We start from the raw sequence: 12,193 nt of genomic DNA on the forward strand, positions 1-12,193 counted from the left end.
CATCCCCGGCTCCTCGCGAAGCCAGGGCGCCTGTTCGTGTCAGCGGGGGCGCTGCTTCAGCGGATGGCGCCGCTGTCGATGCGGGTCTTCCCGAAGATCATCAGGAAGGAGAAGTCCGCCTTCTGGCGGGTCGTGGGGTTCGACACCTCCACGCGGATCTCCCGGTCGCAGCCACCGGCCCGGTTGACCGTCGTCGTCCAACCCGGCACGGCCTCCAGCTTCTCGATGGTGCTGGTGATGCAGGAGCCGCTGGTGCCGCCCGTGGCGGGGATGAAGGTCTTGATGGTGACCGACGCGACCGAACCGGACTGCCCGTCCGGCAGCGTGTAGTTGCCGGCCGCGTACTCCGTCACGAACGTCTGGTTTCCCGCCGCGTCCGTGGTGGAGGAGATCTCACGGGAAAACTCGCCGGGCCCCAGGAGCGCGGCGGTGCGGGTGCCAACCTCCGGTGCCTCCGAGACATCCGCCCCCTCGCCACAACCGGCCAGGAGGGAAAGGGAGACAAGAAGGGGTGCAACGGACTTGAGGCACATGCGCAAGAAGGGCTCTCCAGGAATGGACCACCGCGGTGGCGCGCGGAGGCTGTCATGGGATTGAGGAGCCCATCAACAGACGCCGCGGATTCATACTCCGGAGCCGGGGAGGGGCGCACGGCCGGAGCGTGCGCACCCCACGTCGTTTGAGTTGCCATTGTCCGGCGGTCCACCCGGAGCCACGCGCCCGCGTCAGCGCGTCTTCTGCTGGTACGCCTTCACCAGCGCGTTCATGCGCCGTCCGCTCGGGTCCTCCTTGCGGGGATCGGCGACGACGAGCACCCACTTGCCCGAGACCACCGTGGAGCCGACGGCGTCGCCGACGAGCGCCCAGCCGGCCTCCTCCGCCTTCCGGGCCTGCTCCGCGCCGTCGAAGAGGCACACCGTGGCCTCCAGGCCGCTCACCTTGCCGGCCTGGCACCTGCCGCCGGGCAGCTTCTCGCCGACGTCGGTGAACCCGGAGGGCGACTCACCCGCCGCCTTCCACGCGTCCAGCACGTCGTTCGCGTTGCTGGAGCATCCCGCCAGCAGCAATGCCCCCAGCGCGAAAACCATGCGCCGCATGCTCAGTCCCGCCCCTTGTGTTTGTGCTTCTTGTGCTTGCCGTGGCCATGGTCGTGGCCATGGTGATGATCGTCATCGTCGTCGTCCCGGATGATGATGACCTCGCGGGAGGGCGGAGGCGGCCTGCCACCGACCCTCACGTCCACATCCACGTTCACGCCCACCTGGATGATGGGGCCGTGGTACTGGGGCGGCGGCGCGAAGGTCACCACCGGCCGCGGCACGTTCCAGCCGCGATAGACCGTGTTGACCCGCACGAACTTCGGGTTCTCCCGCCGGTACGCTTCGGGGTACTCGCCCGCGTAGTAGTGGACGTCCTCCTTGTCCACGAACTCCTGGCGCGGCGGCGGCTCGTAGGCATGGTAGTGCGGCCCGTCGTGGTAGCAGTACTCCACCACGTCCACGTCCACGTCGATGTCGACGAGCACGTTGAGCACCACCGGATGGTGCCCGTAGTAGGAGTGCCGGGGACCTTCGTAGCCAAAGGGCGTGGGGTCACCGATGAAGACGTAGACGTTGTCGCGCGTGCGGTAGAGCGTGTCCGCGTACAACGGCGCGGCGGAGTGCACGTGCATCGACTCGAGGTGGCACAGCCCGTCCCCGGGCTGCCCGGTGCGCGGGTGCATTCCCGCGTACCTCCACTGCTTCGCGTCGGCCGCGCTGGCGGCCACGAGCAGCAGTGCCGTGGCCAGCGGGGCCAGATTCTTGTGTGACATGGTGGGGGTCTCCCTGGAGGCGGGCATCCTCCAGCCACTCCCTGACCCGGCACCCCCGGGGGCGATCACATCCGGGCGCGTGGCCCTCATCCACGGTGTCCGCGGAGGTGCTCCACGCGCATCCCGGCGACAGCAGGCGCGAAACATTTCGGTGTCGCGACACTCAGCATCCGGTGGGGTTCGCGGCCTGCGCCATCCGCGTGGCGTCGACTAGGGTCGCGCCGCATGACCCCCCGTCTTCCCCTCGTCTTCCTCGCAGCCTTCCTCGCTGTGTCCAGCGCGGAGGCCCGGCCCTACCGCGCCATGGTGACGCGCACCGCGGCCACCACGAAGAGCGGCAACCTGGAGCTGGGCCTGCGCTACCAGGGCTTCTTCGCGCTGGACCTGGACGCGTCGCAGCCCTACCAGCAGATCTCCCCGAGCCTGCGCTTCGGCATCGTCGACAACCTGGAGGCCAACGTCTACGTGGAGCTGCTGTCGCTGGGGCTTCCTGGCGACGAGGACTTCAAGGTCGCCTTCGGTGACATCCCCCTCGGGTTGCAGTGGACGTTCCTGGAGACGCGCCAGGCGGCGCTGGCGGCCTACGGACGCATCACGCTGCCCACCGGCCCGAGCGACGAGGACGGCATCCTCCCGAGCCTGTCCGACGGCACCTGGGACTACGAGGGCACCCTCGTCGGCGAGCTGCGCGCGGGCAAGGACCTGCGCTTCATGCTCAATGGCAGCTATCTCCACCAGGGCACCCGGGACCGGGGTGCGCTGCCCGAGTTCGATGTCCCGGACGCGGTCCAGCTCGCGCTCGCGGCGACCTACAACCTGGACAACTTCACGATGCTGGGGCTGGAGGTGGTGGGCCGCCTCTACTTCGATGACGTCATCACACCCGTCTGGCGGGACAACGCCGCGCAGGTGGAGATCCTCCCCATGGTGCGCCACGAGGCGTTCCCCGGCCTGGTGCTGGAGGCCGTCGCGGGCGTGGCCGTCACCGAGGACCTGCGGGAGATCTACCAGTTCCGCGTCCTGCTCGGCGCCACCTACGAGTTCGACCTCTCCTCCGGGCCCAAGCTGCCCAAGAGCAAGCAGGACCTGCGTCCGCCGAAAGCCGCGCCCAAGCGCCGCCGTTGAATCAAGAGGACGTCTCGACTTTCGAACCTGCCCCGGCGGGCGCGGCCGGGGCTGAACACTTCGACTGTCCAGACCCGGACGGCCCGGCGCGGGGACCGGGGCGCCGGGGGCACGCGTCCGTCCTTTCCTGGAAGGGCCGCTGTTCCCTGGGGGGCATTGGGACGGTTCAGGGGCGCCCATACCCTTGCGGGCCACATCGACCTGAAGCGAGGCCCCCCGATGTCGAAACCCCGCTGCTCATGCCACTCCCGGATGTTCCATGTGCCGGTCCTGCTGCTCTCCCTGCTGCTCTGCGGCGCGTGCGAGGCCGTGGGCCGGATCGAGACCCCCGAAGTGCAGGCCCTTCCCGTGACTCCGTCCGCTACGCCCCAGGACGAGCCGCTCCCCGCGGCTCCGCCCGCCGTGCCTCCGGCCCCCGCCGGGCTTCGCTCCGTCGCATCCTGGGAGGGGATGTTCGTGCAGGCGTGGGGGCGCGAGCACATGCAGACCTTCCTGCCCTGGAGCAACTCGCGAGACAGCTGGGACTTCTACAACCTCGCCTACGGCCTGGACGCCAACACCGCGATGTACCGGGCGACCGGGAGGCGGGCGTACCTGGACCGGGCCCTGCTCTACGTCAACAACCTCGTGGCCTCCGCGCGCGTCTCCTCGACGCTCCCCAACAGCCAGTTCAGGGACGGGTACCTGGGCTGGTCCTCGGCGCTCTCGTCGCCGTCCGGGCAGGAGGTGCCGCTGTATGAGAGCTATTGCTGGCGCTACGTGACGCGCCTGCTGCGCGTCATCCGTGAGACGCCGGAGCTCTACGGCACCAGCACCTACCGCGCGCAGTACGACCGGCTGCTGGCGTTCAGCGAGAAGAACATCTTCGAGAAGTGGTTCACACGCGGGGCGAATGACCACATCTACCGCAACCGCACGCACATGGCCGCGCACTGGGCCTTCATCGCCATGGACCTGTCGATGATGACCACCGACCCGCAGCGCAGGGACCGCTACCTGGAGGTCTTCGACAACATCCACCACGGCATGCCGAACTTCCCGTCCTCCCTGCGCACGAAGATGGAGCCCAACCCGGACCACCCGACGGCGTGGTTCTGGAATGACAAGTGGGACTCGGACGCGCAGCCCGGCCAGGACGTGGCGCACGCCAACAACGTGCTGGCCTTCATCGTCGAGGCCCACGACGCGGGCATGGAGTGGACGGACGCGGACATCCGCAAGTTCGTCGCGACGCTCAACACCGTCATCTGGCCCGCGCCCAGGGCGTTCGCGGAGTATGTGGATGGCACGGGGGCAGGGGATGGCTGGTTCAACGACGGGCTGATGAAGCTCGGCCGCTACGACGTGAACCTCCAGCGTCGGCTGGAGCAGCATCGCGTCGGGCAGAACAGCCAGTTCTTCGCCAACGGCGCGCTCAACGTGCGGCTGCTGTCCGAACAGGCCTCGCAGTAGGCAGCGCGGCCTGACTCAAGAAGGGGACGCCGGTCCGCGTCGCGCGTGCCGGCGCCCCCTTCGAGCGGAACTCCTGAGGGGCTCAGCGGGCCGTGCGGGCTCCCGGGAACAGGCGGACGCCCAGGGCCGCCAGCGCGGAGACGGTCGCCAGCAGCGTCACCGCCGTCCAGCCCCACCGGGCCAGCACCAGGCTGCCGCTGGCCGCGCCAATGGACATGCCGATGAACATGGTGACGAACAGCACCGCGTTGAGCCGGCTGCGAGCGGCGGGGTCGATGCCGAAGACCAGGGTCTGGTGCGCCACGAGCGTGATCTGCGCCCCCAGGTCGAAGCCGATCGCGCTGGCGCCAATCAGCCACAGGCGGTGATTCGGCTCCAGCCACGGCGCCGCGAACATCGTGGCGAAGGAGACGACGGTCAGGCCGGCGCCCAGCCGTGTCACGACTTCAGGCCCGAAGCGATCCGCGATGCGTCCCGCCACCGGCGCGCCCAGCGCTCCGGCCGCACCCGCAAGACCGAAGGCTCCGGCGGCAGCGCTCCCCAGGTGGAACGGAGCGCCGTGCAGCATCACGGCGAGCGTGGACCAGAACGCGCTGAAGCCAATGGAGATGAGCCCCTGCGCCAGCGCCGCCCGGCGGAGGGCGCCGTGCTTGCGCCACAGGCTGGCGAGCGAGCCGAGCAGGGCGCCGTAGGACAGCGTGTTGGTGGGGCGGAAGCGGGGCAGGCCGCGCCAGGCCGCCACGCCGATGAGCGCCACGCTGGCGGCGGCGACCATGTACATGGCGCGCCAGCCGAAGTGCTCGGCGACCACGCCGCTGATGACGCGGGACAGGAGGATGCCGAGCAGCAGGCCGGTCATCACCGTGCCGACGACCTTGCCACGCTCGTGCTCGGGAGCCAGGGTCGCGGCGGCCGGAACGATGTCCTGCGCCAGGGTCGCCGTCAGGCCGACGGCGAAGCTCACGATGAGCAGCAGCTGGATGCCCGGCGCGATACCGCCCAGCAGCAGCGCCACGCTCAGCAGGGCGGCCTTGGTGAGGATGATGCGGCGCCGGTCGAAGCGGTCGCCCAGCGGCGTCAGCAGCAGGATGCCCAGCGCGTAGCCCAGCTGCGTGAGCATGGGCACCAGGCCCACCGCGGTGTCGGAGGCGCCCAGGGTGCCCCCCATCACCGCGAGCATCGGCTGGCTGTAGTAGATGGATGCCACCGACAGGCCGGCGCTCGCGGCCAGCAGCAGGCGCAGGCCGCTCGACAGGGACGGGCTGGCGGCCACGGGCTGGGACGGACGGCCCCTGGCGTCGGAGACCTTCGCGGCAAGGGGGGCGCTTCCGGCGGTTCCATGTACGGCGCGAATGAAGGACATGATGTTCACCTCGGGTGCTGCGCGACGAGGGAACAGTGCGCCAGAGGGAAGGGGCGCGGTAGACGCGTGGTCCGTACAGCGGTTATACGCTTCACGTATCACCATGCCCCGTCCCTCAAAGCAGGCCCGGTCGCGGGTTCCCGCCTCCGCCACACCCGCCAGCGCCGACCGGCTGGAGCTGATGCAGACCTTCCTCCGCATCGTCGACGCGGGGAGCCTGTCTTCCGCCGCCGCGCAGCTGGGCACCACGCAGCCGACGGTGAGCCGCCGGCTCCAGGCGCTGGAGCGCTCACTGGGGCTGCGGCTGCTGCAGCGCTCCACCCATGCGATGAAGCTCACGGAAGACGGAGCGCGCTGCTACGAACGGGCGAAGGAGTTGCTGGCCAGCTGGGAGCTGTTCGAGGCCGACCTGCGCGGCGCGAGCGACGAACCGGAGGGCACGCTGCGCGTCGTGGTGCCGCACGCGTTCGGGCAGCAGTTGCTGGTGGATCCGCTGACGGAATACCTGCGCCGCCACCCGAGGGTCTCCGTCGAATGGCTGCTGCACGACCGGGGGGTGGACTTCATCGCGGACGGCATCGACTGCGCGATCCACGTCGGCGAGGTGCAGGACCCCAGCGTGGTGGCGATCCGCGTGGCCGAGGTGCCGCGCATCGTCGTGGCCGCGCCCTCCGTGCTGGCGGGCGTGCCGGTGCCGACGCATCCGGACGAGCTGGCGAGGCTGCCCTGGCTGTCATTGCGCACGTTCTATCGCAACGAGCTCTCACTGACCCACGTGGCCACCGGCGAGGTCCAGCCCATCGTCTTCCAGCCTCGCGTGAGCACGGACAGCCTCTACGCGCTCCGCAGCGCCGCGGTGAAGGGCCTGGGCGTCTGCGTGGGCTCGGCCTGGGTGCTCCAGGAGGAACTCCAGCGGGGCCGGCTCCTGCACCTGGTGCCGCAATGGCAGGCCGCGCCTCTGCCCATGTACCTGCTCTATCCGTATGCGCGGTTTCACCCAGCGAGGTTGCGCAGGTTCGTGGCGTTGATGCGGGAGCGGATCCCCGCGGCACTGGCCGTGGCGGTGCGGAGGGGATGAACTGACGGTCGCGGGGGGAGGGGAGGGGACGAGACGCACGGGGCCCGCGGCAGTCCAGTCTCAGCTGTGCTGACGATGACCGTGGCTGTGTAACATGTTTCACGCGACAGCTGCGTTGACACTCACAGGGGGGACCTGCCCCTAAACCTCTTCAAACTTCGTTCCCGTGGCGCCAATGCGCTCAAGTGCGTCGCGGATTTCCTCTCGGACGATCAACGCGATGGGCCAGCCCCAAGCGCGGAACACCTTCGCGTCGCCTACCTGGGCGGCGTTAATCCGCATTCCCCAAATGTCTCGGTACTTTCCAACCTTCTCAGGGCGCCCGTCCTCCGGCGTCCACTTCTGAAGTTCCTCGGTGGCCTTCTCGTCAATGCACTGAATGAGTTGAGTCGCCACGAGAATGAAGAACGGCTCAGGGTGGCCCTCTATCTCCACGGGCAGCGTCTGCACTTCCTCGGGGGCTAGCTCCGTGAGCACGGAAGCCACTCGGGCGTGGACCACCGGGGCCGCGAACGCCGCTTGTGAGAAGTCGAGTGCCCTGCCGGGTACATCCATGGGGAGCTTCAAGCGTCCCAGGTCTGGAAGTTGCTGGCCCCGATAGAACATCCAGGGGTCGTCCACCTCCCGGCCTTGAGCGTCGGTGGGAGTTCCGAGCACCCACCGGCCTGGAATGGTCATGTCGTCGCTCAGGTCGAAGTAGCGCCTTACCATGTGAGCCATTGTCGTAATCCTAGGTGCCGGTGACCAGCTTATTCAGATTGGTGCCCGGAGTGGCAATCTGCTCCCCCAACCGGCTGAGTTCGGCTGTCAGCGCTTCGCGGCATTGCTGCATGGTGCGACACCCCTCCGTTGCGTCAGACAGGCGCCGGAGAATGCGTTGATGGTACGCCTGCGGGTGAGGACCCTTGTGGCCCTTGACGTGGACGATGTTCGCCGGGTCGTCCATCGACATGCCCGCCTTGTCGAAGATCCTCTGGAACTTGGGAGACCACGGACCTTCATTGTTCGTGGCCTTCCACCACTTGTTCGTGGCGATGTGGTGGTCGTGGCCCTCCGCGTCCACCGGGGCGGCAGCCGTCCCCCCCACGGCCCGTGCCGTCATGGCCACCGCATCGGGGGCGAGTGCCACCGTGACGGCCTCGCCCGTCACCGCCACCGCTCCGACTTCGCCCGCGGCGGCAAGGCGGATACCCGCGCGGTCCCCCGCCAGCGCTGCCGCATGGGCTGAACCGGGCAACGTCGGCACCTGCGAGGCGAAGCCCGCGGCCGTGTTCCCGACGGCCACCGTCGCCAGCAGCGCGAAGGCTCGCGCCGCGTTCCTGCCCATCACCTTGCCGTAGCGCTCGCCCGTATCGCGCAGTTCGTCAAACGTCGTGGCCCGGTCCGCACCCTCCACCAGCAGTTTGAAGCCCGCGATCAGCGTCCAGAAGGTGTCCACCCCGAGGTAGACAATGGCTGTCGCCGTCATCACGGCAGCCAGGCCCTTGCTCACTGGCTCGGGCACCGACCAGAGGACCAGATAGAATGTCAGCGTCCACAGCGCCGCCGAGAGCGCCGCGTGCGGGTCGGCCATGCCTTTGAAGGCATCCAGCATCTCTTCCAGGACAACACCTTGAGCCATGGCCATGGCCAGCGCATAGCGCCCGTCTCCGGTGACGATGGGGCTCTCCATCAGCAAATGCAGACAGTCGCCCTTTCGCCCGGTGCGCTCGCACCAACGCAGATATGCCCGCGTCAGTTCCACTTCCGCTGGTGGCATGTCGGAGGCCAGTGCGGCCCCCTCCAGGGGCGTCATCCGCCGAGTGCGCGGATCAAAGAGATACGTGCCGCCTCGGGCGTCCACTCCCATCAGGCGCCGCGCAGCCTGCTGGGGATTGGCCGGAAGCCTCACGCCCCGCACCAGCTTGGCCACGGCTGCTTTGAACTCGCGCCGATCCACCTCCACCGTTCCGGCTTCGTCGCGGTGAGGCGTGAAGACGACTGGCGGCCCCTGGCCTGTTTCCAACCGCACCACGCGCCCTGCGGCACAGCCTGTCAGCCAGACCAGCAGGAGCAGCGCGACAGCGCGATGTACCCTCATCAAGCCCCCCAGCGGGAAAGAGCTTCATCCTTCAGGGCGAGGCAGAACCACGACCAGAACCCTGCGGGTCGGGCCGCCCCGCGCGGCCACCTCGGGACGTGGCATCCGCAAGGTTCGCAGCGGCAGCTGATCCTCTTCAGGTAAGTCCGTGGTGGCGGTTCAAGGCGGCTCGATGCGGGTGGCTGCTTCGCCTTGTCGGACTCCGCATGCCACGCAGGGGCCCGGTGCGAAGGGGCCCTCCAGGCTGTCACCCAGGAGCGCCTGCTCGGAGGGGCACCCTCAGACCAAGGCGGGAGGCCGGAGGAGTCACGACACGCGCGTCATGACCGTTATGGAATTTCGCGGCAGGCTTTGGGGGCTTCACGGCCCTGGTGCTACCTGGCGGCGGGCACGAGTCCGTAGAGGGTGGTGACCTCCTTGGAGCGCGCGGCATGCAGCGGGTCTGCCTTGTCCTTCGCCTTGGAGTGTCGCGCCGGATTGGACTTGCTCCACGCCACCTTCACGCCGCAGCGCTCGAACTGCTCCTCGAGCCACCCGGCCGGACGCAGGCCCAGCAGCACCGCCAGGTCCGAAAGGATGAGCAATCCCTCTCCGCCCGGCGTCAGCGCGGCGGGGAGCCCTTCGAGGAAGCGCCGCAGGAACTGGCTGTCCTCGTCGAACACCGCGCGGTCCACCCGGTTCTTGGGCGGCTCGGGGATCCACGGAGGGTTGCAGACGACGAGGTCCGCCTTGCCCTCCGGGAACAGGTCCGCCTCCGCCACCTGGAAGCGCTGCGAGAGGCCGAGCCGCTCCGCGTTCTCCCTTGCGCACGCCACCGCGCGGGAGTCGCAGTCCGTGGCCTGCGCGAAGGCCGCGCCGCCCTGAAGGAGGAGGAAGGAGAGCACGCCGGTGCCGGTGCCCACGTCGAACACGCGCTTGCCCTTCACGTCCGGGACAGCCGACAGCAGCTCCACGTAGTCGGTGCGCGTGGGCAGGTAGACGCCGTAGTGCGGATGGAGCAGGCCCTTGAGCCCCGGGACCGCCAGCCCCTTGCGCCGCCACTCCGCCGCCCCGAGCATCCCGAGCAGCTGCTTGAGCGGTACGACGCTGAAGTCCGTCGTGGGCTCGCCCCACACCTGCCGGCACGCCTCCGCGACGTCCGGCGCGCGCGCCAGCTCCAGGTGGTAGCCGCGGTCCAGCGCGACGACGATGCGCGACAGCGTCGCGTGCTCCTGCTGCCGCGCGCGGCGCTCTGCCCGGAACGCCTCCAGCGGTGAGCGGGCCTGCCAGGGCTGTTCCAGCCGCCGGCCCAGCGCGCCGAGCAGCTGCTTCGCGTTGTGGAAGTCGCCGGTGTAGCGCAGGAACTCCCCCCGGCGGACGCGCTTGAGCGCGGCGTCGGCGCTGAGCCCGTCGTCCACGGGTGACAGGCGCGTGGGCGCGGGCTCGTCACTCTCCGAGTGCCAGGTGAACGCGGCGTCGGCCGGAAACTCGAAGGTCGCGGCGGCGGGGCGGCGGGGACGGTCCATGGGCCTGGGGTAGCACGTCCTGGCCCCTCCGGCCCCGCGTCTTGCGACGAATTGTTCCGGAGTCAGGACTCCCGGCACAGCCGGTCCACGAACTTCAGCATCGTCGGCAGGCGCGAGGAGCCGTGCATCCGCCGGATGTGCTCCGCGGCGGTCGCGGTCTCCATGCCGATGGCGGTGATGAGTAAGGGCTTCAGGCTCTGGCCGCGCACGATGGGCAGGGCCGGGCCGGTGGTGACATAGGGCGTCTTGGCCACGCCGATGACAGGCACCGCGCGGCAGAGCGCCTCGTACAGGTGGGCGCCCAGGCCCGGCTTGTCCTCCCCGAGCCACACGTAGCCGTCCACGACGATGGCCTCCAGCGGCTCCTGCACCCCGGCCAGCACCCGCAGCAGGTGCGGCAGCTCGCGGCGGTAGAACTGGCCGGGCTCGTAGGGCTCCGCGATGGGGCCCCGCTCCACCAGGTGCCCGGCCTCCTTGGCGTCCGTCCAGCCGCGGAAGAGGACGCACGCGGCCACGGTGACATCAGGGCGGTAGTCCACGTCCACGCAAGCGAGCATCCAGGCCTCCTCGGCGGCCCCCAGGCTACACGCGCCCGCGCTCCTCGCGGTGGACGGCGTCCACACTGTTCTCTGGACACGGGCGGCGCGCTCGGCGGACACCCCGCTGTCCGAGGTGTCCGGTGGCGTGTGGGCGGACGCGGGCGAGCCAAGGGCCGATGCGGGCATCGGCCCTCCAGGAATGGCTCAGGCGATCAGGACCTGGAGCCCCTGGAGGAGGTGCAGCGCGGCGTCGCGCGAGGGCAGCCCCGCTTCCTGGACGAGCACGGCGTCGGGCTCCTCACTCGCGACCCTGCGCTCCAGGTCGTGGAAGGCGTCGCGCCGCGCCTCATGCAATCGCTGGCGCGCGTCGGGAGCGAGGCGCTCGGTCGCCCAGGCCTCCACGGCCCAGGACAGCTCGGCGTGGCGCAGCTCATCCTCGGCGATCCGGCTCAGCGCCTCCCGCACCTGCGCGTCGCGCGCCGTGCGGGCCTGCCACCCGGCCACCAACGCGCCATAGGTCTCCCCGACGCACCCTTCCTTCGCGTTCTCCCACAGCAGGGCCTCCAGCGAGCGCGAGGAGAACGGGGCGACCTCCACCGCGGGCACCGTGGCGCCGTGTCGCCGCGCCAGCGCTCGCGCGGCGCGCGTGTGGCGGACCTCCTCCCCGGCCGAGCGTCGGGCCGCGCGGATCAGCTCGGCGGGAGCACCGTGGGCCTTCAGCTCCTCCGCGAGCCGGAGGAAGGCGGGCACGGAGGCCGCCTCCAACCAGGCCATCCGCGCGAAGTGGCTGCCCAGCGCGCAATGCGCTTCCGCTCGCGCTGCCTGGAGTCCCTCGGGCCGGCGTCCATCGGAGCCGCATCCTGCGGGCACGGTGGTGTAGCAATTCGTGTAGGGCTCCAGGGTCTCACCGCCGTCCGGATGCGTCGTGGGAACGGAGTGGGTCTGGCAGCGATGGGAGGTCAGCTTCGTGCACACCTCCAGGCAGTTGAGGTCGTTCGGGGCTCCCCCATCCGGAAGCCGGTCGTGGGTGTCGTAGCGTCCCTCGTACGCGTCATATGGGATGCAGCCTCCATCATCCTCCTCCGCGCAGCCAATGACAGACAGGACGGGAGCGGCGAACAGCAGGCGTGCCACTGTCTGTCGAAGCAGCAGGTTGCGTGGAAGCAGGCGGTCCTTGTCGTTGGCCATGTGAGTCCCCCTCGAGTGTCTGGCGACTCTACGACGGCAGACGCCATTCC

At 69.7% G+C, this 12,193-nt stretch carries 12 protein-coding genes; 3 read left to right on the forward strand and 9 right to left on the reverse strand.

Annotated features, from left to right (window positions below; all coding sequences use genetic code 11):
* Positions 1-56: 56 nt before the first annotated feature.
* From AABA78_RS37610 to AABA78_RS37620, 3 genes are all read right to left on the reverse strand, one after another.
* A complete protein-coding gene (locus AABA78_RS37610; RefSeq protein ID WP_338270340.1) occupies positions 57-539 on the reverse strand; it encodes a hypothetical protein in 483 nt (160 codons plus the stop codon).
* Positions 540-725: 186 nt separating this feature from the next.
* On the reverse strand, positions 726-1,097 hold the full coding sequence (locus AABA78_RS37615; RefSeq protein WP_338270341.1) for a hypothetical protein: 372 nt from the start codon (positions 1,095-1,097) through the stop codon (positions 726-728).
* A gap of 2 nt (positions 1,098-1,099) precedes the next feature.
* Positions 1,100-1,813, reverse strand: coding sequence for a hypothetical protein (locus AABA78_RS37620; protein WP_338270342.1), 714 nt, complete (start codon positions 1,811-1,813; stop codon positions 1,100-1,102).
* 225 nt (positions 1,814-2,038) lie between these two features.
* Between AABA78_RS37620 and AABA78_RS37625 the strand changes: the two genes are divergently transcribed.
* A complete protein-coding gene (locus tag AABA78_RS37625) occupies positions 2,039-2,938 on the forward strand; it encodes a hypothetical protein (RefSeq protein ID WP_338270343.1) in 900 nt (299 codons plus the stop codon).
* 252 nt (positions 2,939-3,190) lie between these two features.
* Positions 3,191-4,390, forward strand: coding sequence for a hypothetical protein (locus AABA78_RS37630; RefSeq protein WP_338270344.1), 1,200 nt, complete (start codon positions 3,191-3,193; stop codon positions 4,388-4,390).
* Positions 4,391-4,472: 82 nt separating this feature from the next.
* Here AABA78_RS37630 and AABA78_RS37635 read toward each other — a convergent pair whose 3' ends face one another.
* Positions 4,473-5,753 (reverse strand): MFS transporter, encoded by a 1,281-nt coding sequence (locus AABA78_RS37635; protein ID WP_338270345.1) that lies wholly within the window; start codon positions 5,751-5,753, stop codon positions 4,473-4,475.
* Positions 5,754-5,856: 103 nt separating this feature from the next.
* Here AABA78_RS37635 and AABA78_RS37640 point away from each other — a divergent pair, with 103 nt between their 5' ends.
* Positions 5,857-6,831: a LysR family transcriptional regulator gene (locus AABA78_RS37640; RefSeq protein ID WP_338270346.1), complete on the forward strand. Its 975-nt coding sequence runs from the start codon at positions 5,857-5,859 to the stop codon at positions 6,829-6,831.
* A gap of 141 nt (positions 6,832-6,972) precedes the next feature.
* Here the strand turns inward: AABA78_RS37640 and AABA78_RS37645 are convergent, their stop codons facing one another.
* The 5 genes from AABA78_RS37645 to AABA78_RS37665 all read right to left on the reverse strand — a co-directional run bounded on the left by AABA78_RS37645 (position 6,973) and on the right by AABA78_RS37665 (position 12,143).
* Entirely contained in the window at positions 6,973-7,542 is a 570-nt protein-coding gene (locus AABA78_RS37645; protein WP_338270353.1) for an imm11 family protein, read from the reverse strand.
* A gap of 19 nt (positions 7,543-7,561) precedes the next feature.
* The gene (locus AABA78_RS37650; RefSeq protein ID WP_338270347.1) at positions 7,562-8,911 is read right to left on the reverse strand and encodes an AHH domain-containing protein; all 1,350 of its coding nucleotides are present in this window, start codon (positions 8,909-8,911) and stop codon (positions 7,562-7,564) included.
* A 374-nt stretch (positions 8,912-9,285) separates the two neighbouring features.
* Positions 9,286-10,416 carry a 50S ribosomal protein L11 methyltransferase gene (locus AABA78_RS37655; protein WP_338270348.1) on the reverse strand — a complete coding sequence of 377 codons (1,131 nt, stop codon included), beginning with the start codon at positions 10,414-10,416 and terminating at the stop codon, positions 9,286-9,288.
* Positions 10,417-10,478: 62 nt separating this feature from the next.
* On the reverse strand, positions 10,479-10,973 hold the full coding sequence (locus tag AABA78_RS37660) for an endonuclease V (protein WP_338270349.1): 495 nt from the start codon (positions 10,971-10,973) through the stop codon (positions 10,479-10,481).
* Between the two features lie 186 nt (positions 10,974-11,159).
* The gene (locus AABA78_RS37665) at positions 11,160-12,143 is read right to left on the reverse strand and encodes a ferritin family protein (RefSeq protein ID WP_338270350.1); all 984 of its coding nucleotides are present in this window, start codon (positions 12,141-12,143) and stop codon (positions 11,160-11,162) included.
* Positions 12,144-12,193 lie beyond the last annotated feature (50 nt).

The organism is Corallococcus caeni, assembly GCF_036245865.1.
GTDB lineage: Bacteria > Myxococcota > Myxococcia > Myxococcales > Myxococcaceae > Corallococcus > Corallococcus caeni.

What these genes read in the sequence shown, in the direction of transcription:
- AABA78_RS37635 (WP_338270345.1), bottom strand. Translation starts at nt 5,753, where the DNA reads ATGTCCTTCATTCGCGCCGTACATGGAACCGCCGGAAGCGCCCCCCTT.
- AABA78_RS37630 (WP_338270344.1), top strand. Translation starts at nt 3,191, where the DNA reads ATGTTCCATGTGCCGGTCCTGCTGCTCTCCCTGCTGCTCTGCGGCGCG.
- AABA78_RS37660 (WP_338270349.1), bottom strand. Translation starts at nt 10,973, where the DNA reads ATGCTCGCTTGCGTGGACGTGGACTACCGCCCTGATGTCACCGTGGCC.
- AABA78_RS37640 (WP_338270346.1), top strand. Translation starts at nt 5,857, where the DNA reads ATGCCCCGTCCCTCAAAGCAGGCCCGGTCGCGGGTTCCCGCCTCCGCC.
- AABA78_RS37645 (WP_338270353.1), bottom strand. Translation starts at nt 7,542, where the DNA reads ATGGTAAGGCGCTACTTCGACCTGAGCGACGACATGACCATTCCAGGC.
- AABA78_RS37625 (WP_338270343.1), top strand. Translation starts at nt 2,039, where the DNA reads ATGACCCCCCGTCTTCCCCTCGTCTTCCTCGCAGCCTTCCTCGCTGTG.
- AABA78_RS37665 (WP_338270350.1), bottom strand. Translation starts at nt 12,143, where the DNA reads ATGGCCAACGACAAGGACCGCCTGCTTCCACGCAACCTGCTGCTTCGA.
- AABA78_RS37650 (WP_338270347.1), bottom strand. Translation starts at nt 8,911, where the DNA reads ATGAGGGTACATCGCGCTGTCGCGCTGCTCCTGCTGGTCTGGCTGACA.
- AABA78_RS37615 (WP_338270341.1), bottom strand. Translation starts at nt 1,097, where the DNA reads ATGCGGCGCATGGTTTTCGCGCTGGGGGCATTGCTGCTGGCGGGATGC.
- AABA78_RS37620 (WP_338270342.1), bottom strand. Translation starts at nt 1,813, where the DNA reads ATGTCACACAAGAATCTGGCCCCGCTGGCCACGGCACTGCTGCTCGTG.
- AABA78_RS37655 (WP_338270348.1), bottom strand. Translation starts at nt 10,416, where the DNA reads ATGGACCGTCCCCGCCGCCCCGCCGCCGCGACCTTCGAGTTTCCGGCC.